The organism is Streptomyces sp. NPDC059582, assembly GCF_042735715.1.
GTDB lineage: Bacteria > Actinomycetota > Actinomycetes > Streptomycetales > Streptomycetaceae > Streptomyces.
This window is the reverse complement of record NZ_JBHWCC010000015.1, coordinates 103,546-124,533: the sequence shown is the minus strand read 5'-3', so window position 1 is coordinate 124,533 and position 20,988 is coordinate 103,546. Positions and strand designations below refer to the sequence as shown.

The following is a 20,988-nucleotide window of genomic DNA, read 5'->3' as shown; positions in this document are numbered from 1 at the left end:
CTGGTCGCGCGGCCACCGTACGGGTGCGCCTGCCCGCGCAGCCGGGTCAGGCGAGGAAGTCGGCGACCAGGACGGCGAACTCGTCCGGTGTGGACAGGCGGACACCGAGGTCCTCGGCCTTGGCCCGCTTGGATCCCGCGCCCTCTCCGGCGACCACCAGAGTCGTCTTCTTCGAGACGCTGGAGGAGGAACGGCCGCCCGCGCGCTCGATGAGCTCGTTCACCTGATTGCGGCTGAGCTTTTCCAGCGGACCCGTCATCGCGCCGGTGACCACCACCGTCATCCCCGCGAGCGGTCTGTCGTGCGGCTCCTCGGCCGTACCGCCCCCGGTGTCGGCGGCGGGTGCGGCAGTGGCGCCGGGTTCGACCATGTTCACCCCGGCCTCGACGAGTTTGTCGATGAGCGGGGCGAGCTCGGCCAGCTCGGTGACGATCGACGGGGCCTTCTCCGTACCGATGCCCTCGACCTGCTGCATCCCGGTGGCGTCGGCGGCCCGGATGGCGTGCATGGTGGCGAAGTGCCGGGCGATCCGCCGTGACATGGAGCGGCCCGTGCCCCGTATGCCGAGCGCGCACAGCACCCGCGACAGCGGCCGGCCCTTGGCGACGCCGATCGCGGCGAGCAAGTTGTCGGTACTGGTCTCGCCCATCCGCTCCAGCCCGAGCAGTTGCTCGCGGGTGAGGGTGAACAGGTCGGCGAGGTCGGTGACCAGGCCCGCGTCCACGAGCTGGACGACCCGGGTGGCGCCCAGGCCTTCGATGTCGAGCTGGTCGCGGCCGGCGGCGTAGGAGAGCGAGGCCACCAGGTGGCAGTTGCGGCCCTGCTCGCAGCGCCAGCGCTCCTGGCTGGTGTCGATGCCGGAACCGCAGCGCGGGCACACCTCGGGGAACACGATCGGCTGCTCTTCGCCGGTGCGCAGATGGGCCACCGGGGCTTCGATGCGGGGGATGACGTCACCCGCGCGGTGGACCATGACATGGTCACCCAGCCGCAGGTCGCGGCGCGTGATGTCGGCGGGGTTGTGCAGGGTGGCGTAGGTGATGGTGGACCCCTCGATCTGCACCGGCTCCAGCACGCCGCGCGGGGCGATGACGCCGGTCCGGCCGACGTTCCACTCCACCTCCAGCAACCGGGTGATCTTCTCCACGGCCGGCAGTTTGTAGGCGATCGCCCAGCGCGGGGCCCGCGAACCGGATCCGGCGGCCCGCTGGTCGGCGGCCAGGTCGGCCTTGACGACGATCCCGTCGATGCCGAACGGAAGCTCGGCGCGCAACGCGGCGATCTCCTTCACCCGGGCCAGCACCTGCTCGGCGGTCTCGGCGACCACACCGGGCACCGGGGTCGCGGCGGTCGTACGGATCCCGAGCTCCGCCGTACGGGCCATCAGCTCGCTGTGGGCCAGCTCGGCCAGCCGTCCGGCGAACGCGGCGTCGGTGTCGGGCCGGGCCAGCAGGCCGTAGCCGAAGAACGTCATCGGCACGGTGTAGGCGCGCTCCTTCGCGCGCAGTGTGCCCGCCGCCGCGTTGCGGGGGTTGGCGAACGGCTGGCCGCCGTGCGCGGTACGCACCTCGTTGGCGTGCTCGAACTGGGCCACCGTCATCAGGACTTCGCCGCGCACCTCGACCGTGACCGGCTCGGACAGGGTGTCCGGCAGACCCTCGATGGTGCCGATCGCGTGCGAGACGTCCTCCCCGGCCGTCCCGTCCCCGCGGGTGATCAGCCGGGTGAGACGCCCGGCGGTGTAACGGGCGGCGATGGCCAGACCGTCCAGCTTCGGCTCCACACCGAACCGGGTGACGTCGTGACCGAGGCGCCGGCCCAGGGACGCCGCCCAGGCGGTGAACTCCTCGCCGGAGAACACGTTGTCCAGACTGAGCATCGCCACCGTGTGCGGGACGTCGCCCTCGACCGCGCCGCCCGCGACCTTCCCCGTCGGAGAGTCGGGCAGTACCTGACCGGGATGCCCGGCCTCCCACTCGGCGATCCCGCGCACCAGCCGGTCGTAGGCGTCGTCGTCCAACGAGGAGGTGCCGCCCGCGTAGTAGGCGGCCGCGGCCTCCACGGCCTCCTCGACCGCCCGGGCATAGCCGGCGGCGTCCGTGATCACTGCAACAGCTGTCGTCATGACCTGCATCTTGCCGCGCCCCACTGACAACGGGCTTCGGCCCTCGGCCGGGGCCGCTGCCGACGGAGGTCCCCGAGGGGTCGGCGCGCTGTGCGCCCCGGCCCCTACGCGCGGCGTCGGCTGGTCAGGTGCGGTAACCGAGGACGGTCATCATGCCGGACTCGGAGTGGTACTGGTTGTGGCAGTGGAGCATCCACAGCCCCGGGTTGTCGGCGTCGAAGTCCACCACCAGTTTGTTGTGGGGCAGTACGTAGGCGGTGTCCTTGCGGGCTCCGGCCGCGTTGAGGCCGGTCATGGCGAAGGTGTGGCCGTGTACGTGCAGCGGGTGCCACATGCTGGTGGCGTTGATGAGCGTCAGCCGGACCCGTTCCCCCTGGCGGATCGGATGACGCTGTTCCAGGGAGTAGGGCTGGTGGTCGAAGGCCCAGTCGAAGTTCTTCATGGTGCCGGTCAGCCTGATGCGGATCTCGCGGTCCGGCTTGCGGTCGGACAGGGCCACCCCTTCCTGTGCCCTGAGCCGCCTGGCCGGCACGATCTGCCGGTCCAGCTCCGCGGGGTGGACCGAGGGCGACGGCAGGGTCTTGCCCTTGTCGGTGCGCAGCACCGCCAGCGCCCTGGCGTTCTTACCCTCGGCCACCGCGACCAGGGGGAACACCCCGTCCTTGGCGGTGACGAGCACGTCGTACCGCTCGGCCATGCCCACCACCAGCGCGTCCGTCTTCTTGTGCTCCACGGGGTAGCCGTCGGTGTGCGTCACCGTCATCTCGTGACCGCCCAACGCCACCCGGTAGGCCGTGTCGCCGCTGGCGTTGATGATCCGCAGCCGGATGCGATCCTTGGCGCGGGCCTGGAACACCGTGGGTGCCTGCGGGCGACGGCCGTTGATCAGGTAGTACGGGTAGGCGATGCTGCCGCCCTCGCTGCGCAGCACCTCGCTGCGGGAGCCGTGCAGCAGGCGGGAGGGCCCGACGGGCTTGGTGTGGGCGGCGTGGCTGTCCTTGGGGCTGCCGCCCATGCCCATGTCCATGTCCATCGCCGAGCCCTTGCCGCCGCGCAGCTGTGAGAGCACGCCGTCCGGGGTGGAGCCGTCCACGCCGTCCACCCAGTCGTCGAGCATGACGACCCATTCCTTGTCGTAGGACAGCGGTTCCCTGGGGTCGTCCACGATGAAGGGGGCGTACAGGCCGCGGTCGAGTTGCATGCCCGAGTGCGAGTGGACCCAGTACGTGCCGGGGTGGGAGACGACGAAGCGGTAGGTGAAGTCCGCGCCGGGGTCGATGGAGTTCTGGGTCAGGTTGGGCACGCCGTCCATGTCGCAGCGCATGCGCACACCGTGCGAGTGCAGTGTCGTGGACTCGGACAGGTGGTTGGCGAGGTTGAGGGAGAGGATGTCACCCGCCGTGACCCGGATCTCCTTGCCGGGCAGCGAGTCGCCGTAGGCCCAGGATCTGACGGTCCGGCCGCCGAGGTCCAGGGACGTCTCGGTGGCGGTGAGCCGGTACTCGCGGACGGGTCCGGTCCCGCGCTTCTTCTCGACGGCGACGACCTCGGGCCCGGACGGGTCGACGTAGCCCTTGGGTCCCTTGGGGACGAAACTGCTGTGGCCCGGGCCGAATCCCACGAAGGGAACGGATCCCGAGGATGAGTCGGACCCGGAACAGCCGGCCAGGACTCCAGAACTGACCGCTGCGACCGAGGCACCGAGCAACGCGCGCCGCGTATATGTGTGCATGAACGTATAACACACGTTCTGTGGCTAATTCTGCGAGAACCGGGAACGGCGCGTCCGGTGATTCGCGTGCCGGTGTCGTCACGAGAGCGGTGCCGGGACCTTGCCGGGGGTGGCGCTCACCGGGTCTCGGAGCGGTGACGCGAAGGGGGCCGCTCCGGTCGGGAGCGGCCCCCTTCATCTCGTCGCCCGGACCGTCAGGCGCGGGCCACCATGGTGGGATCGCGCTCCACCACGGGGTCGAGGATCGCGTCGATGGCCTCCAGGAGGCCGGCGTCCAGCTTGACCCCCGCCGCCTTGACGTTCTCCGTGACCTGCTCGGGTCGGGAGGCGCCGATGATGGCGGCGGAGACGTTGGGGTTCTGCAGGACCCAGGCCACGGCCAGCTGGGCCAGGGACAGCCCAGCCTGCTCGGCGAGTGGCCTCAGCCGCTGGACCCGCTCCAGCACCTCGTCCTGGAGCCACCGGCCGACGAAGGTCGCGCCGCCCTTCTCGTCCGTGGCGCGGCTGCCGGCCGGCAGCGGGGCACCGGGTGCGTACTTGCCGGTGAGGACGCCCTGCGCGATGGGCGACCAGACGATCTGCCCGAGGCCCAGCTCCTCGCAGGTCGGTACGACCTCGTCCTCGATGACGCGCCACAGCATGGAGTACTGCGGCTGGTTGGAGACCAGCGGGACGCGCAGTTCCCGGGCGAGCGCGTGACCCTCGCGGATCTGGTCGGGCGTCCACTCGGACACGCCGATGTACAGGGCCTTGCCGGAGCGGACCACGTCGGCGAACGCCTCCATGGTCTCCTCCAGCGGGACGGAGACGTCGTAGCGGTGCGCCTGGTACAGGTCGACGTAGTCGGTCTGCAGCCGGCGCAGCGAGTTGTCGATGGACTCCATGATGTGCTTCCGGCCCAGCCCCCGGTCGTTGGGGCCGGGGCCGGTCGGGAAGAAGACCTTGGTGAAGATCTCCAGACCCTCCCGGCGTTCGTCCTTCAGCGCCCGGCCGAGGACGGCCTCGGCCCGGGTCTGTGCGTAGACGTCGGCGGTGTCGTAGGTGGTGATCCCCGCGTCGAGGGCGGTGCGCACACAGGCGAGTGCGGCCTCCTCCTCGACCTGGGAACCGTGGGTGAGCCAGTTGCCGTAGGCGATCTCACTGATCATCAGACCGCTGCGACCGAGGTTGCGGAACTCCATGGCGCGACCCTACTCGCGGACCCGGGCGGCACCGCGCGGGGCCACGGGTGATGGACCAGGCCGCGGACCTCCTCGCCGCCCCGGCCGTGCCGGGCGAGCAGCCGAGCAGCCGACCGACCAGGTTCGGCTCCGGCCGGTGTCCGGCCGCCGCGCGCGGGCGGACCTCCCGCGCCGGAGGTACCCGGACGGGCTGTTCGGGCGAACGGCGTGGGTCGTGCGACGGCTCGGGGCGGCCCTGGTCGTACGGTCCGCAGGCATGAACCGCGTACCGCCCGATCAGGCGCCCGGTCCCAGCAGGCGCACCACGCTCACCGGGGCCGTCGGCGCGGCCGGGGCCCTGCTGGCCGCCGGGTGCACGGCCGTGGACGTGTCGTCGGCGCGCGGTGTCCCGACCCCGGCGTCGGCCTCCGCCCCGGCCGGCGGTCCCGCACCCGGCGCGATGACACTCTTCGACGACCCGGACTTCAACTTCAACGGGCTGATGGCGCTGGGCGGATCCGGTCAGCGCAGCAGCGAGGTGGGCGAGGTGCTCACCGCCGTGAACACGATCAACAAGGCCGGTGTCTCCGCGCAGACGTACGTCGAGACCTTCAGGAAGCTCGGCGACCGGCTGATGCAGGCGCCCGAGGGCGCCAGGCCCGATCGCGAGACCACACGCTTTCGCGCGCTGCGTGCCGCGCAGTACTACGGCCAGGCGCTCTTCTTCGTCCTGGGCTCCGACGACCCGGCCGGCGAGGAGCGGCTGTACCGGGCCGGCCGCGACGCCTGGGACACCTTCGGCAAGCTGTGCGACCCGGCGCCGGTCACGGCGGACGTGCCGTACGGCAGGACGCCGCTGCCCGTGTGGTTCTTCCGCCCGGACGGATCGGGACGTCCCCGGCCCACCGTGATGCTCACCAACGGCAGCGACGGTCAGAACGTCGACATGTGGACCTACGGTGTCGCCGCCGCCCTGGAGCGCGACTGGAACGCCCTCGTCTACGACGGCCCGGGGCAGGGGCAGTTGCTCTTCGTGGACCGGGTGGTGTTCACCCCGCGCTGGGAGACCGTGGTGACGCCGCTCGTCGACTGGCTGGTCGCCCGTTCCGACGTGGACGCCGACAGGATCGCTCTCGCCGGGCTGAGCATGGCGGGCGACCTGGCTCCCCGGGCCGCGGCGTTCGAGCAGCGGATCGCGGCCCTGGTGGCGATGCCCGGCTGTCTGGACCCCTGGCTGGGCTTTCCCGCCGAGATCCGGAAGATCCTCACCCCCGACAAGGAGGAGACCAACCGGATCTGGACCAAGGAGGTCGTGCCGCAACTGTCCCCGGCGGAAGCGACGACGATGAAGAAGCGCTTCGAACCCTTCTCCGTACCGGCGATGCTCGCCGCCCGCGAGGGCAAGATCTTCACCGACTTCTTCACCCCGGCCGGACTCGTCCAGTCGCTGAAGATCACGGACGTGGTCGGCCTGATCAAGGCACCGACCCTGGTTCTCGACTACGAGTTCGAGCAGTTCTACCCGGGCCAGGCGCGGCAGATGGCCGACAAGCTGACCGCCCCCAAGGACTACGTGAAGCTCACCGCGGCGACCGGCGCGCAGTCGCACTGCTCGCCGATGGCTCCGCAGCAGCACTGCGAGGTCGTGTTCGACTGGCTTCAGAAGACGCTCCCGAGCCGCTGAATTCGGCCGACCCCATCTCGACGGACCCCACCTCGTCCCACCTCGTCCCAGCTCGTACCAGCTCATCCCACCTCGTCCCCCGGGGTGGCACGGGTCGGCCCAGGGCGAAGGCCGGTCCCCGACCTCCGTCGCCTTGCTACGCCGGCCGGCCCAACGCCGAGAGCGCGATCACGCGGCTCAAGGACATGGTCGACACCAGGGCCGACACCGGCGGACGCCCCGGACGACGCCGCCGGGTGAGACGGACAGCCCAACCCGACAGGGAGAATCCCATGCGCGCAACACTGATCTACGGCGCCGGCGACGTCCGCGTGGAGGACGTGCCCGATCCCCGGATCCAGCAGCCCACCGACGCGATCGTCCGGGTGGTGCGTTCCTGCATCTGCGGGAGCGACCTGTGGCCGTACGGTTCCAGACCGACGACCGAGCACGGCGACCGCATCGGCCACGAGTTCCTCGGCGTCGTCGAGGAGACCGGCTCGGACGTGTCCGGGCTGAAGACCGGCGACCTGGTGCTGGCACCGTTCATGTATTCGGACAACAGCTGCGACTTCTGTCAGGAGGGCCTCCAGACCTCCTGCCGGCACGGCGGATTCTGGGCCGCGGACGGTGTCGACGGCGGCCAGGGCGAGATCGTGCGGGCGCCGCAGGCACAGGGCACGCTGGTGAAACTGCCGGTGGCCGAGGACTCGGCCCTGCTGCCCTCGCTGCTGACCCTGTCTGACGTGTTCTGCACCGGCCACCACTGCGCCGTGACGGCCGGGGTCACCCCCCGGACGACCGTGACGGTGATCGGCGACGGCGCCGTCGGCCTCTCCGCCGTACTGGCGGCCAAGCGGCTCGGCGCCGAACGGATCATCCTGATGGGCCGGCACCAGAGCCGCACCGACCTCGGCCGCGACTTCGGGGCCACGGACGTGGTGTCCGAGCGGGGCGAGGAGGGCGTCGAGCGGCTGCGCGAACTGACCGGCGGGGACGGCACGCACACCGTCCTGGAGTGCGTCGGCACCCTGCCGGCCTTCGAGATGGCCCTCGGTGTCGTCCGGGCCGGCGGCACGATCAGCCGGGTCGGTGCGCCGCAGTACGAGCAGGTGCCGTTCGGCTTCCAGGAGTTCCTGCGCAACCTCACCCTCACCGGCGGTGTCGCCCCGGCCCGCGCCTACATCGAGGAACTCCTGCCCGACGTGCTGGAGGGCCGCATCGAACCCGGCCGGGTGTTCGACCGCACCGTCGGCCTCGACGAGGTCCCCGACGGCTACCGTGCCATGGCCGACCGGAGCGCCCTGAAGGTCCTGGTCCAGCCCTGACCGCGCGGACGTGCCCCGTGCGCGGCTGACGTACCGCCGGCGCCCCCTATGGGCGTGTCGCGAAAGTCCCGTCCGGCCCGCGACGTTCGATACACGCCCTAATCTCGGACACACGGAACCCTTCCGTGTGTCCGACGCCCCGCCCGTGCACCCGGTCGTAGGACCACCTGACCGACAGGAACCGTGCCATGACCACCGTCGCCATCATCGGAGCGGGCCCCGGCCTGGGAGCCGCCGCCGCGCGCCGCTTCGGCCGCGAGGGGTACGACATCGCCCTCGTCGCCCGTGACCGGGCCCGCCTCGACGCCCTGGTCGCCGAGGTGGCCGGCCAGGGGATCACCGTGCGGGGCTTCGCCGCTGACGTACGGGCTCCGGAGGGCCTCGCCGCCGCCCTGGACGCCGCGACCGCCACCCTCGGCCCGATCGAGGTCCTCCAGTACAGCCCGGTCCCGCACAGGGACTTCATGCGGCCCGTCCTGGAGACCACCCACAGGGACCTGCTCGGACCGGTCGAGTTCTCCGTCTACGGCCCGGTCGCCGCCGTGCAGCAGGTACTGCCCGGCATGCGCGACCTGGGCCGCGGCACGATCCTCTTCGTCAACGGGGGCACCGCGGCGGTTCCGCATCCCGACCGGGCCGGCACCTCGATCGCCTTCGCCGCGGAGAGCGCGTACGGCCATCTGCTGCACGACACCCTCGCGGCCGACGGCATCCACGTCGGGCAGCTGATCATCCCCGGCGCGATCATCTCCGGGCACCACCGCAAGGACCCGGCCGTGCTCGCGGACGTGCTGTGGGCCATGCACCAGGACCGGCACGGGTTCCGGCACTTCGCCGACGACCTCGACTCCTGATCCCGGCCGGCCGGCTGCGATGACGGGTGACGCCGTCCACGGGCACCGTGGCGTGGCTCAGTGGCGGACCTCGCTCTGCACGAGCGGTGGGTACACGCCGGATCCCTCGCCGTCGACCGTGGTGCCCGCGAACTGGAGCATGGCGCTCAGGGCGCCGTGCATCGCGGCCGGGTAGTTCAACGTGGGAGCCGACACCTCGTCCAGCCGGCGCAGGTGTTCGGAGGTGAGCGCCGTCTCCAGTCCGCCGAGGTTGTTCGCGAGGTGCTCCAGCCGCCGGGCGCCCAGGATGGGCACGACGATGCCCTCGCGGGCGCGCAGCCAGGCCGGCGACACCGCCGCCGAGGTGGTCCCCAGTTCGTCGGCGACCGCGGCGACCGCGTCGATGACGGTGTACTCGTCGTCGCTCGGACCGCCGACGAAGGCCGTCCGCGCGGAGTCGGTGACCTGGACGTCCCGCCGGTACTTGCCGGACAGGAAGCCGTTCTTGAGCGGGCTCCACGGGACCAGCGCCATGCCCTGGTCCAGCGCGAGCGGCGCGAGTTCCCCCTCGACCGTACGGGCCAGCAGCGAGTACTCGACCTGGAGCGCGATCAGCGGGGTCCAGCTCTTCAACAGCGCCATGGTCTGGGCCTGCGCGGTTACCCAGGCGGGCGTGTTGGAGAAGCCCAGGTGGCGGACCTTGCCCGCCCGGACCAGGTCGTCGAGGGTGCGCAGGGTCTCCTCGATCGGGGTGTGCCGGTCCCAGTTGTGCAGCCAGTACAGGTCGAGACGGTCGGTGCGCAGGCGGCGCAGGGTCTCGTCGAGCTGGGCGATGATCGACCTGCGGCCCGCGCCGCCCCCGTCGGGGTCGCCGGGGAAGAGGTTGCCGAAGAACTTCGACGCCAGGACCACGCGGTCGCGGCGACCGGGATGCGCCGCGAGGAAGTCGCCGAGGATCTTCTCCGAGTGGCCGTTGCTGTAGAAGTTCGCGGTGTCGATGAAGTTCCCGCCCCGGTCCAGGTAGGTCGCCAGGATCTTCTCGGACTCCTCGACGCTGCATCCGGCACTGCCGGGATCCTCCCCGCAGGTCATCGCGCCGAGCGCGAACGGGCTGACCCGAAGGCCCGACCGGCCGAGAGTGACGTAATGATCGAGTGGCATGAGCGCGCTCCTGCGGGCGGGTGAGGGGTCGTGTTCGTGCTCATCGCCATCGAAACGCCGAGCGCATGGTCCGGGGTAGACCGATCCGCTCCAGCTCTTGCCCGATCCTCTCGACTTCGCTTCGATCGGGCTTGCCGGGTGACGCTCCGGATGCTTCCCTGAGGTGTGCGCACCACCACCGACCTCCTGACCGAGATCCGCGGCCTCGTCGCGGCCCACGCCCACCCCGACCTGCGGACGCCCGTCGACGGGCTGCTGCTGTCCAGGGTGGAGACGGTGGAGCCCGACCATTCACTGACCGAGCCGCTCCTGGTCGTGATGGCGCAGGGCGGCAAACGCCTCCTGCTCGGTGACCAGGTGTTCGAGTACCGGGCGGGGCAGTGCCTCGTCGTCACCGCCGATCTGCCCGTCTCCGGTCACTTCCTCGACGCCAGCGCGGAGCATCCGGCGCTGGGCGTCGGGTTGGTGCTGAGGTCGGCCGCCATCGCCCCGCTGCTGCTGGAGGCCCCGCCCGGACGGCGGCCCCGCGGCTCGGTCGGCCTGCCCGCGCTGGCGACCGGCGAGGCCGACGTCGACCTGCTCGACGCCACGGCCCGGCTGCTGCGGCTGCTCGACCGTCCCGCGGACGCCCGGGTGCTCGGCCCCGTGATCGAGCGGGAGATCCTCTGGCGGCTGCTCACCGGCCCGCACGGCGACATGGTCCGCCAGATCGGTCTCGCCGACAGCAGCCTGTCCCATGTCGGCCGGGCCATCGGCTGGATCCGCGAGAACTACGCCGAACCGATGCGGATCTCCGGCCTCGCCCGGCTGGCGGGGATGAGCCCGTCCGCCTTCCACCGGCACTTCCGCGCCGTCACGGCCATGAGCCCCCTTCAGTTCCAGAAGCGCATCCGACTCCAGGAGGCCCGCTCGCTGTTGATCGCCCGCGCGGGCGATGTCGCCGGTGTGGGACATCTCGTCGGCTACGACAGCCCCACGCAGTTCAGCCGCGAGTACCGCCGCCTGTTCGGCGCACCGCCCGGCCAGGACGCGGCCCGCCTCCGTGAGGACAGCGCCCCGTACGCCGGCCGCCGCCTGCCGTGAGCCGACCCGGGCTACGCCCGCCCCGGTCGTCCCCGCCGCCTCCAGCCGTTCCCGTCTCCAGCCGTTCCCGTCCCCAGCCGTTCCCGTCCCCAGCCGACGACCCGCGCCGGCCCGGCCGAACCTGCGGCCCCTGCTGGACGGCAGCGGCCGGCAGCTCGATCGCTACGAGGACGCCGCCACAACACTTCCCCACCGCGCCGTCCGGACCCGCTGACCGTCTCGCGGCGTCGACTTCCGTCATCGGGGGCTCCGTTGAAAGGATCACCCGCATGACACCGGTGAGGGGCGACACCGACCGCGGCCGCGTCGGCACGCGGCTCGGCCGCAACACGGCCGGATCCAACGCCCGTCCACGAGGGAGCAGACATGACGAACGAGACCACGCGTGCCGCACGCCTGCTGGACGCCCAGGCCAAGGCCGCCGAGCTGTTCGCCGAGGTCGAGTCGCGGGGCCTGGTCGCGCCGGGCGAGGGGGAGCGGGCGGTCAGCGACCGGATCCGTGACCTGGCGAACGAGCTGTTCGGTCCGACTCGCCACTGGCACAAGCGGATCGTGCGCTCCGGACCCAACACCCTGCACCCGTACAAGGAGAACCCGCCGGACCGGATCATCGGCGTGGACGACATCGCCTTCGCCGACTTCGGCCCGATCTTCGAGGAGTGGGAGGCCGACTTCGGCCGCACCTTTGTCCTGGGCGACGACCCCGTCAAGCACCGGTTGCGCGACGACCTGCCCGACGTCTTCGCCGCCGGCCGCCGTGCTTTCGAGTCCGACCCGGACATCACCGGGGCCCGACTGCACGCCGAAGTGGCCCGGTCGGCCGCCGAGCGCGGTTGGGCACTGGGCGGTTGGCACGCCGGACACCCGGTGGGCGAGTTCCCGCACGAGAAGATCGACGGCGCCGACATCGAGTCGTACATCGCCCCCGGGAACGACACCCCGCTGCGGCGCCCCGACCGCGCCGGACGCGTCTGCCACTGGATCCTGGAGATCCACCTGACCGACCGCGAGCGCGGCTTCGGCGGCTTCTACGAGGAGTTGCTCGACCTCGGCTGAGGCGGGGCGGGGACCGCCGGCGCGAGCGGCGGCCGACCAGACCGCAGGTTCGTTGAATGACAAGCAGACCACGTCCGTACGATGACGCGGTGATCAGTGAGACCAGGACCGAGGACCGCGTCGGCGACCCCGCCCGGACGGAGGCCGCGTCCGACGGCTGGGCCGCGCGGCTGCGCGCGTTCGGCCATGTCGAGCGCCCCCGGACCGACATCCGTGACCGTCTCGTCCCCCGGTTCCCGCAACCGCGAACCTGGCCCTGGGAGGCGATGCGCCTCCCTCCGGCGACCGCGTACCGCGCCGCGAAGGCGATGGACTGGCTCGGCCCGGTCCTCGTCGCCGTGTTCGCGGGGCTGATCCGGTTCTGGCACCTAGGACAGCCCCGCGATCTGATCTTCGACGAGACGTACTACGCCAAGGACGCCTGGTCCCTGCTCGGACTCGGCTACGAGGGCACCTGGCCGGACCGCAAGGTCGCCGATCCGCAGATCCTGGCGCACCCCCAGACGATCCCGCTGACCGACGTCGGATCGTTCGTCGCGCATCCGCCGATGGGCAAGTGGGTGATCGCGGTCGGCGAGTGGATGTTCGGCCTGAGCCCGTTCGGCTGGCGCTGCGCGACGGCTGTCCTGGGGACGCTGTCGGTGCTGATGCTGTGCCGTATCGGCCGGCGTCTCTTCCGGTCGACCGCGCTCGGCTGCCTGGCCGGCACGCTGATGGCGGTGGACGGCCTGCATTACGTGATGAGCCGGGTCGCACTGCTCGACACCGTCGTCATGTTCTTCGCGCTGGCCGCCTTCGGCTGCCTGCTGATCGACCGCGACCGGTCCCGCGCCCGGCTGGCACGGGCGCTGCCGGTCCCCGAAGACGGCTTCGCGCGCCCCGACGCCCGCACCGGCGACCGGGCGGGGACGGGCCTGCGCCCCTGGCGGCTCGCCGCCGGCCTGCTCCTGGGCCTGACGGCGGCCAGCAAGTGGAACGGCCTGTACTTCCTCGCCTTCTTCATGATCATGACGGTGCTGTGGGACGTCGGCTCGCGCCGGGTGGCCGGGGCGCACCGCCCGTACCGGTCCGTGCTGCGCAAGGATCTGGGCTGGTCGGTGCTGTCGGTCGTCCCTGTCGCGGTGGTGACGTACCTGGCGACCTGGACCGGCTGGTTCCGCTCGGACGACGGCTACGGCCGGCACTGGGCGGACGGCCGCGGTGGCGCCTGGTCCTGGATACCGGCCCCGCTCCGCAGCCTGTGGCACTACGAGCAGCAGGTCTACCAGTTCAACGTGGGGCTGCACACCCCGCACTCCTACCAGTCCAACCCCTGGAGCTGGCCCGTCGTCGGGCGCCCGGTGCTGTTCTTCTTCCAGTCCCCGCAATCCGGCCAGGACGGTTGCCACGCCGCGGGCGGCTGCACACGGGAAGTCACCGCGCTGGGTACGCCGTTGCTGTGGTGGACCGCCTGCCTCGCACTCGCCTACCTGCTCTTCCGCTGGGCGATGCGCCGGGACTGGCGAGCGGGCGCCGTCCTGTGCGGGGTGGCCGCAGGCTGGCTGCCGTGGCTCCTCTACCAGGACCGCACGATCTTCTCTTTCTACGCCGTCGTCTTCGTGCCCTACGTGTGCCTGGCCGTCGCCATGGCGGTGGGCGCGTTCGCGGCGCCGCGGGGGGCGGACGAACGACGCCGGACGTGGGGCGTGGTGGCCGCGGGCGGCCTCGTCCTGCTCATCATCTGGAACTTCGTCTACTTCCTGCCGCTCTACACGGGCACGACGATCCCGCGCTCCGACTGGCAGGCCAGACTGTGGCTGGACACCTGGATCTAGGCACTCTCACCCGCCCACGGCGAGTCGGCGCGCCTCGGCCAGGTGCTGCCCTGGCACGACGGGACTCCGCCGACCGAACAGGATCGGGTCCGCACGCCCTGAGCCCGAACCGGGCCGGGGTCACCGCTCTCCGGCACCGTGTCCGGGCGTCGGCGCCGGCCGGGCGCTGGGACGCGGCGATTTCGGTGCGGTGGGACGCAGCGACTCCAATGAGGTGTCGAGTGCCGCCTCGAGATGCGTGATCCGGCCGGTGGCCATCAGGATGGCCACCCCGCCCTGCACCGCGGCGATCAGCGCGGCCGCCGCGCGGTCGGTGTCCAGCCGGGGGTCGATCTCGCCGTTGTCCTGCATGCGGCGGATCCCGGTCCGCAGGGCCGTCTGCCACTGGTCGATCAGCTTGCCCGTCACCGCCTGTGCCGCCGGGGTGGTGCGGCCCAGTTCGGTGATCAGCACGCCCAGTGGACAGTTGACGCCCTGCTGCTCGTACCGTCGCACGACCGCGTCGCGCCAGTCCTCCCAGGCCGCCCAGGTGCTCAGGTCGCTCAGGTGCGGCTCCTGGTCCTCCAGGACCAGGTCGGCTTCGCGGGCCGCGACCGCGTAGAGCAGTTCCTCCTTGCCGCCGGGGAAGTAGTGGAAGATCTGGCTCTTGCTGGTCGCGGTGCGCGCGCGGACGTCGTCCAGCGTGGTGGCGGCGGCGCCCCTGGCCCGGATCTCCGCGGCCGCGCCCTCGACGATGCGGCGCCGGGTCGCCTCCCCCTTGGCGGTCAGCCGTGCCCCGGGACGGTCGGTGATCGGCACGACGCCACCTCCATTCTGGACGTACGGGTCCAGTTTAGGTCGTGCCGCGGAGGGCGCCCGGTACGCACGCCCGCGAGAACGGACCGCGCCGCCGGTACGGTGACGGCCGGTCACCGTACCGGCGGCCTTGGCGGGCCGGATCGGCCCGGGGTCAGGAAGCGGTGAGCCGGACCCCGTCGATCACCCAGTACCAGTTGTTGCCCCCGGTGTAGCGGAAGCGGACGCGGGCCCTGCTCGCTCCGGCGGGCACCTGGAGGGTGACGGTCTCCGTGCGCGAGGACACGTCGGCGGTGTAGGTCTTCACCGGGACGGGCGTGCCGTCGTCGTAGGAGACGAGGACCTCGCCCTTCTGCGGGGACTCCTGACGGTAGTAGGTCGTGTAGGTCAGGGCGGCCGTCCGGCCGCCGGTGACCGGGTAGGCCGGGCTGACGAGCGTCGAGTCGAAGGTGCCGGACAGCGACTTGTCGTTCCACTCGTCGCCGTCCGCGACCGCGAAGACGTTCCGGGCGCGGACGTTGCACTCACGGTTCTGGTCGCGCTGCGACTGGGTCCAGAACTCGTCGGTGGTGAAGGTCCAGCCGCGCCACTCGGTGACTCCGCCACCGCCCATCGCCGAGTTGTCGACGGACCACCCGGCGGGCGGGGTGTGGGTGAAGCCGAGGACGCTCGTGGGGATGCCGGTCTCGTCGACGCGGGTCTGCAACTGCGGGCGCAGGGCGTCGAAGTCGTCGGCGCTCGGCTGCTGGACCGGCCGGCCGTCCAGGTTCCAGGCGGGGTCGAGGGGGACGCCGAGGTGGGCGAGCGCGGAGGCGGCGACGTCGGGCATCTTCACGTCGTGGCGGACCGAACCGGGGGCCAGGGTCGGGCCGGTGGCGATCATGAACGTCTGGCGCTCGGGCAGCGTGGAGCCGCCGTGCCCGCCCGCGTCGGTGTGGCCGTGGTCGGCGGTGACCATGATCAGCCAGCTCTCGGCCGGGTAGGTGGCCCGGGACCTGATGGCGGCGACCAGCCGGCCGACCTGGCCGTCGACGGTGTTGATGGCGTCGAGGTACTGCTGTGAGGCGGCGCCGTAACTGTGGCCCGCGTGGTCGATGTTGTCGAGCTGGACGAAGACCGCGTCCGGGTTGCCGTCCCGCAGCTGGGCGACCGCGCGGGAGGTGGTGCCGGTGTCGTACTCGGCGCTGGGCGTGGAGACGCGAGTGTCGACCGTGCCGGAGAAGACCGTGTCGGTGATCGGCGCCCAGGAGGCGACGGCGTACGTCGTCAGGGCGGGCTTCGCCCGCTCGGCGCGGGTGAGGAAGTCGGGGTACTGGGTGAACCGGGCGCCGGTGAAGGCGTTGTCCTTGACGTTGTGCTTGTCGGGCCAGACGCCGGTGATCAGCGTCGACCAGCCGGGGCCGGAGAGGGTGGGCGCGAGCGGGTTGGCGTGGATGCTGCTGGGCGCGGTCAGGCCGGCGGCCATCAGGGCGTCCAGGTTCGGGGCGGTGGCGTCCTTGATCCGGGTCAGCAGGGCACCGTCGAGTCCGATGACCAGGACCTTGGGGGTCGCGGCCGCGGCACGGGCGACGGTGGCGAGCGGTCCGGCCGACGCGGCGAGCGCGGCGGCGGACAGGAGGAGGGCGCGGCGGGACGGGTGGTGCGACACGAATACCTCCGGTGACAGGGGAGAAAGAGCCGTGCGGACAGGGCGACGCCCCCGGCGGAACCAGGGGCGTCGCCCGTACTTGGAGCGGCAGGCGGGGTGTCAGCTGCCGGTGGCCGACTTCCAGGCGTCGACGTACGTGGTGAGGTTCTCGTCGATGTCCGCCCAGTCGGGCTCGAAGACCTCGACGCCGTCCATCAGCTTGGTGAGGGCGATCGCGTTGGCGTCGGTGGCCTTGACGTCCGAGCGGGCCGCGAAGCCGCCACCGATCGTGCTGACCTGTGCCTGGGCCTTCTGGCTGAGCATGTAGTCGAGGAGCTTCTTGCCGTTCTCGCTGTGCGGGGCCTTGGTGACCAGGCCGGCCGCGTAGGGGAGGGCGAAGGTGGTGGGCTTGCCGCCCTGGCGGGCCGGGAACCACAGGCCGAGGTTCGGCATGGTCTTGGACTGGGCGAAGTTCATCTGCACGTCGCCGTTGGCGACCAGCAGCTCGCCCTTGTCGACCTTGGGCGCGAGCTTGCCGGTGGAGGCGGACGGGCCGACGTTGTTGGCCTGGAGCTTCTTCAGGTAGGCGAGCGCCGCGTCCTGGCCGCCGAAGTCGTGGATCGCCTTGATCAGTACGGCGGTTCCGTCACCGGCGACACCCGGGGTCGAGTACTGGAGCTTGTTCTTGTACTTCGAGTCCAGCAGCTCCTCCCAGGTGGTGGGGGCCTGCGCCAGCTCCTTCTTGTTGTGGACGAAGCCGAAGTAGTTGTTGACGACGGCGGTCCAGGTGCCGTCGGCGGCCTTGTCGGCGCCGTTGACCTTGTCGGCGTCCTGCGGAGCGTACTTCTGGAGCAGGCCCTTGCCGTCGGCCTGCTGGATGAACGGCGGAAGGGTGACGAGCACGTCGGCCTGCGGGTTGTTCTTCTCGCGCAGGGCGCGCTGCGCCATTTCGCCGGAGCCGCCCTCGACGTACTCGACCTTGATCCCGGTCTCCTTCTCGAAGTCCTTGAAGACCTGGTCGTACCAGCCGTCGCCGTTCTCGCCCTTGAGGCCGTCGGCGCTGTAGACGGTGACGGACTTCTCGTCGGAGGCGGCGGAGGAGCCGCCACAGGCCGAGAGCACGGGAACGGCGAGGAGGGACAGCGCGATCGCGAGCTTGAGGGTGTTTCTGGGCATGACGGGGTGCACTCCTTGCACGGGGTGGAGGTGGTTGTCGACTACGGATGTCAGCGGTACGAGGCCTTGGTGCGGATCCGGGAGACGGCGAGGAGGACCAGGAGGGTGGCCGTCATCAGGACCACGGCGACCGCGGAGCCGGCGAACAGGGCGCCGCGGTCGGTGGCCGCGTAGATCAGGACCGGAAGGGGAGTCCAGTCGGGCGGATAGAGCATCATGGTCGCGCTCAGTTCACCCATGGACAGGGCGAAGCAGAGCCCGGCCGCCGCGGTGAGCGACGGCAGCAGGAGCGGCAGCCTGACCCGCCACAGGACGTATCCGGGCCTGGCGCCGAGGGAGGCGGCGGCCTGTTCGTAGGCCGGGTCGAGGCGGACGACGGCGGCCGACACCGACTGGTAGGCGAAGGCGGTGACCAGCACGGTGTGGGCGACGATCACGATCCAGCGGGTGCCGTTGAGCAGTATCGGCGGCTGGGAGAAGGCGACGAGGATCGCGAGGCCGACGACCACCGAGGGCACGGCGACGGGCAGCACGAACAGTGCGTCGAGCACTCGGCGGTACCGCTTGGGCAGCGAGGCCGCCGAGAGCGCCGCCCAGGTGCCCGCGGCCAGCGCGATCAGGCTGGCGGTGACCGCCGTGACCAGGCTGGTGGTCAGGGCCTGGAGCGCCTCGCCGCGGGTGGCGGCGCTGTAGTGGGCGGTGGTCAGGCCGGAGGGCAGGACCCCCGACCAGTGGGTGGCGAACGAGGCGGCGAGGACGACGAGGAGGGGCAGGGCGAACAGGGGGACGAACAGGACGAGGAAGAGCGCCTGGACGGCCCACCTGGCCCAGCGGCTATGCACCAGCACGACGGCTCACCACCCGGTAGAGGCCGTACAGCCCCACGGAGATCAGGACGTTGACGACGGCGATCACACAGGCGCCCGGGTAGTCGGACTCCAGGATCGCCTTGCTGTAGACGAGCATCGGCAGAGTCGTGACGCCCTTGGCGCCGGTGAACAGCACGATGCCGAACTCGTTGAGGCACAGGACGAGGACGAGGCTTCCGCCGGCCGCGAGCGCGGGCAGCGCCTCGGGCAGGATCACCTGCCGGACGATGCGGGGGGCGCGGGCGCCCAGCGAACTCGCGGCTTCCAGTTGGGCGGTGTCCAGCTGGGAGAAGGCGGCGAGCAGCGGCCGCATCACGAACGGGGTGAAGTACGTGACCTCGGCGAGGAGCACGCCCCAGGGCGTGGTGAGGAACTGGAAGGGTCCCTCGGCGGCGCCGGTGAGGTCCGTCCATGCTCCGTTGGCCATGCCGACCGTGCCGTAGACGAACAGCAGGGCCAGCGTGATCAGGAAGGAAGGGAAGGACAGGAAGACGTCGATGAACTTGGCGACGGCCCGCGCGCCGGGGAACGGCACGAAGGCGATCACCAGGGCGAGGACGAAGCCGAGCACCAGACACCCGGCCGTCGACGCCATCGCCAGCCACACCGTCGTCCACAGCGCCTCGCGGAAGGCCTCGGAGCCGAAGACGTCGGCGTACGGCTGCACCGAGGTGCCGCCGGTGTCGGGCCGCACCGACTGCTGGACCACGAGGAAGAGGGGATAGAGGAAGAACAGGGCGAGGAGGGCGACGGGCGGCAGCGCCCAGAACAGCCTTCTAGTCATGGGTGACTCCGGCGGTCAGCAGTACCGCGTCCTCCGGAGCGAAGTGCAGGGTGACCGTGTCGCCGTGGCCGGGCGGGTCGCGCAGTTCGTTGACGTCCGCCATGACCCGGTGGCCGTCCACGTCGACGTACAGCCGGTGGGTGGCGCCGCGCCACTGGATCTCCGTGACGGTGCCGGCCAGCCGGTTGGGTCCGTCTCCCAGTCCGACCAGGTGCGGCCGTATGCACAGGGTGGCCTTGGCCCCCCGCGCCGCTTGCGCCGTGCCGACCTTCAGCTCGGCGCCCGCGAAGGCGACCCCGTCCGCGCCCACCGTCACCGGCAGCAGGTTCGCGTTGCCGACGAAGGAGGCCGTGAAGGCGTTCGCGGGCGCCCGGTACAGCTCCCTCGGGGTGCCGCACGCCTGGAGCCGTGCCTCGCTCATCACCGCGATCCGGTCGGCGAGCGTCAGCGCCTCGACCTGGTCGTGGGTGACGTAGAGGATCGAGACGTCGGGCAGCTCGCGGTGCAGGCGTGCCAGTTCGGCGAGCATGCCGGAGCGCAGCTGGGCGTCGAGGGCGGACAGCGGCTCGTCCAGGAGGAGTACGCCCGGCCGGATGGCCAGCGCCCTGGCGATGGCGACCCGCTGCTGCTGGCCGCCGGACAGTTCGCGCGGGTGGCGACGGGCGTAGGCGCCCATGCCGGTCATCTCCAGCGCCTCGGCGACGCGGGCCCGGATCTCCGCCCTGGGGACCTTGCGGGCCTTGAGTCCGAAGGCCACGTTGTCCTCGACCCGCATGTGCGGGAAGAGCGCGTACTGCTGGACGACCATCCCGATGCCCCGCCGGTACGGCGGCAGATCGGTCACGTCACGGTCGCCGAGGAACACCCGCCCGGAGGCGGGCCGCACGAACCCGGCGACCGCCCGCAGCGCGGTGGTCTTGCCGGACCCGGACGGCCCGAGCAGCGCCATGACCTCGCCCGTCCCCACGTTCAGGTCGAGGGAGTCGAGGACGACGTTGCCGTCGTAGGCGACGGTGACGCCGTCGAAGCGGATGCCCATCAGCCGACTCCCCTGAGGAGGGCGGGGAGCTCGGCGACGGAGGCGAGTACATGTCCGGCGCCCGAGGCGCGCAGGGCGTCCTCGCCGTGCGCGCCGGTCAGCACCCCGGCGACCAGGCCCGCTCCGGCCCGGACACCGCTCAGCACGTCGTACGAGGTGTCGCCGACGACGGCCATCTGACGTACGTCCTCGGCCGCCTTCGTCCGGACGAACGCCTCCAGCGCCATGTCGGGGAAGGGGCGTCCGCGGCCGCCGGCGTCGGCGGGGCAGAGGGTGAGGGGCACCAGGTCGCGCCAGCCGAGGGCGTCGAGGATGGCGTCCTGGGTCACGCGGGCGAATCCGGTGGTCAGGACGACGGTACGGCCGTCCTCCCGGAGTTCCTCGATCGCCTCGCGGGCGCCGGGCACGGGCTCGGTGAGGCCCTCGCCGACGAGCTCGCCGTACGCCTTCTCGAAGGCGGCGTTGCCGCGCCGGGCCAGCTCCTCGGTGCCGAACAGGTGGCGGAACACGGAGATCTTGGACTCGCCCATGGTGGCGCGGACGTAGTCGAGCTTGTCGGTGTGGTCGGGGCTGCCGGGCTCGACGCCGAGTTCCGCCGCGGCGGCCTCGAAGGCGCGCTCGACCAGGCCGCCGTCGGCGACGGTGGTGCCGGCCATGTCGAGGACGACGAGGCGGATGTCGGTCAGGCCGGTCATGTCGTTCCCGTGGGGGGTGTGGTTCGTGCGGTCGGTGTGGTTCATGTC

17 protein-coding genes are annotated in these 20,988 nt (G+C 71.6%); 6 read left to right on the top strand and 11 right to left on the bottom strand.

Translation table 11 applies throughout. The annotated features are described in order from the left end of the window. Positions 1–46: 46 nt before the first annotated feature. From ligA to ACFV0T_RS15900, 3 genes are all read right to left on the bottom strand, one after another. A complete protein-coding gene (ligA, locus tag ACFV0T_RS15910; protein ID WP_385778797.1) occupies positions 47–2,125 on the bottom strand; it encodes an NAD-dependent DNA ligase LigA in 2,079 nt (692 codons plus the stop codon). Positions 2,126–2,249: 124 nt separating this feature from the next. Then, positions 2,250–3,857 (bottom strand): multicopper oxidase family protein, encoded by a 1,608-nt coding sequence (locus ACFV0T_RS15905; protein WP_385778795.1) that lies wholly within the window; start codon positions 3,855–3,857, stop codon positions 2,250–2,252. A 194-nt stretch (positions 3,858–4,051) separates the two neighbouring features. Then, positions 4,052–5,038: an aldo/keto reductase family protein gene (locus ACFV0T_RS15900; protein WP_385778793.1), complete on the bottom strand. Its 987-nt coding sequence runs from the start codon at positions 5,036–5,038 to the stop codon at positions 4,052–4,054. Between the two features lie 256 nt (positions 5,039–5,294). On the opposite strand from ACFV0T_RS15900, the gene ACFV0T_RS15895 reads away from it, so the two are divergent. From ACFV0T_RS15895 to ACFV0T_RS15885, 3 genes are all read left to right on the top strand, one after another. Then, positions 5,295–6,701 (top strand): alpha/beta hydrolase family protein, encoded by a 1,407-nt coding sequence (locus ACFV0T_RS15895; protein WP_385778791.1) that lies wholly within the window; start codon positions 5,295–5,297, stop codon positions 6,699–6,701. A 272-nt stretch (positions 6,702–6,973) separates the two neighbouring features. Further along, positions 6,974–8,008: a zinc-dependent alcohol dehydrogenase family protein gene (locus ACFV0T_RS15890; RefSeq protein ID WP_385778789.1), complete on the top strand. Its 1,035-nt coding sequence runs from the start codon at positions 6,974–6,976 to the stop codon at positions 8,006–8,008. A 188-nt stretch (positions 8,009–8,196) separates the two neighbouring features. Continuing rightward, positions 8,197–8,862, top strand: a complete 666-nt coding sequence (locus ACFV0T_RS15885; RefSeq protein WP_385778787.1) for an SDR family NAD(P)-dependent oxidoreductase — start codon at positions 8,197–8,199, stop codon at positions 8,860–8,862. A gap of 57 nt (positions 8,863–8,919) precedes the next feature. Here ACFV0T_RS15885 and ACFV0T_RS15880 read toward each other — a convergent pair whose 3' ends face one another. Next, complete coding sequence (locus tag ACFV0T_RS15880) at positions 8,920–10,002, bottom strand: aldo/keto reductase (RefSeq protein ID WP_385778786.1); 1,083 nt, start codon at positions 10,000–10,002, stop codon at positions 8,920–8,922. A 165-nt stretch (positions 10,003–10,167) separates the two neighbouring features. Here ACFV0T_RS15880 and ACFV0T_RS15875 point away from each other — a divergent pair, with 165 nt between their 5' ends. The 3 genes from ACFV0T_RS15875 to ACFV0T_RS15865 all read left to right on the top strand — a co-directional run bounded on the left by ACFV0T_RS15875 (position 10,168) and on the right by ACFV0T_RS15865 (position 13,955). Further along, positions 10,168–11,085, top strand: a complete 918-nt coding sequence (locus ACFV0T_RS15875; protein WP_385778785.1) for an AraC family transcriptional regulator N-terminal domain-containing protein — start codon at positions 10,168–10,170, stop codon at positions 11,083–11,085. Positions 11,086–11,451: 366 nt separating this feature from the next. After that, on the top strand, positions 11,452–12,141 hold the full coding sequence (locus ACFV0T_RS15870; RefSeq protein ID WP_385778783.1) for a M24 family metallopeptidase: 690 nt from the start codon (positions 11,452–11,454) through the stop codon (positions 12,139–12,141). A gap of 56 nt (positions 12,142–12,197) precedes the next feature. After that, positions 12,198–13,955: a dolichyl-phosphate-mannose--protein mannosyltransferase gene (locus ACFV0T_RS15865; RefSeq protein WP_385778781.1), complete on the top strand. Its 1,758-nt coding sequence runs from the start codon at positions 12,198–12,200 to the stop codon at positions 13,953–13,955. Between the two features lie 120 nt (positions 13,956–14,075). Here ACFV0T_RS15865 and ACFV0T_RS15860 read toward each other — a convergent pair whose 3' ends face one another. The 7 genes from ACFV0T_RS15860 to ACFV0T_RS15830 form a co-directional block, all read right to left on the bottom strand. Next, complete coding sequence (locus tag ACFV0T_RS15860) at positions 14,076–14,747, bottom strand: TetR/AcrR family transcriptional regulator (protein WP_385778855.1); 672 nt, start codon at positions 14,745–14,747, stop codon at positions 14,076–14,078. A 157-nt stretch (positions 14,748–14,904) separates the two neighbouring features. Then, positions 14,905–16,398 carry an alkaline phosphatase family protein gene (locus tag ACFV0T_RS15855; RefSeq protein WP_385778778.1) on the bottom strand — a complete coding sequence of 498 codons (1,494 nt, stop codon included), beginning with the start codon at positions 16,396–16,398 and terminating at the stop codon, positions 14,905–14,907. Between the two features lie 99 nt (positions 16,399–16,497). Beyond that, positions 16,498–17,553: a 2-aminoethylphosphonate ABC transporter substrate-binding protein gene (locus ACFV0T_RS15850; protein ID WP_385778776.1), complete on the bottom strand. Its 1,056-nt coding sequence runs from the start codon at positions 17,551–17,553 to the stop codon at positions 16,498–16,500. Positions 17,554–17,603: 50 nt separating this feature from the next. Then, positions 17,604–18,401 (bottom strand): ABC transporter permease, encoded by a 798-nt coding sequence (locus tag ACFV0T_RS15845; protein ID WP_385778774.1) that lies wholly within the window; start codon positions 18,399–18,401, stop codon positions 17,604–17,606. After that, positions 18,388–19,206 (bottom strand): 2-aminoethylphosphonate ABC transporter permease subunit, encoded by an 819-nt coding sequence (locus tag ACFV0T_RS15840; protein ID WP_385778772.1) that lies wholly within the window; start codon positions 19,204–19,206, stop codon positions 18,388–18,390. The genes ACFV0T_RS15845 and ACFV0T_RS15840 overlap by 14 nt, the downstream gene beginning before the upstream one ends. After that, a complete protein-coding gene (locus tag ACFV0T_RS15835) occupies positions 19,199–20,245 on the bottom strand; it encodes an ABC transporter ATP-binding protein (RefSeq protein WP_385778770.1) in 1,047 nt (348 codons plus the stop codon). Before ACFV0T_RS15835 ends, ACFV0T_RS15840 begins: the two co-directional genes overlap by 8 nt. Further along, a complete protein-coding gene (locus tag ACFV0T_RS15830) occupies positions 20,245–20,985 on the bottom strand; it encodes a phosphonatase-like hydrolase (protein ID WP_385778767.1) in 741 nt (246 codons plus the stop codon). Before ACFV0T_RS15830 ends, ACFV0T_RS15835 begins: the two co-directional genes overlap by 1 nt. Positions 20,986–20,988: the final 3 nt, after the last annotated feature.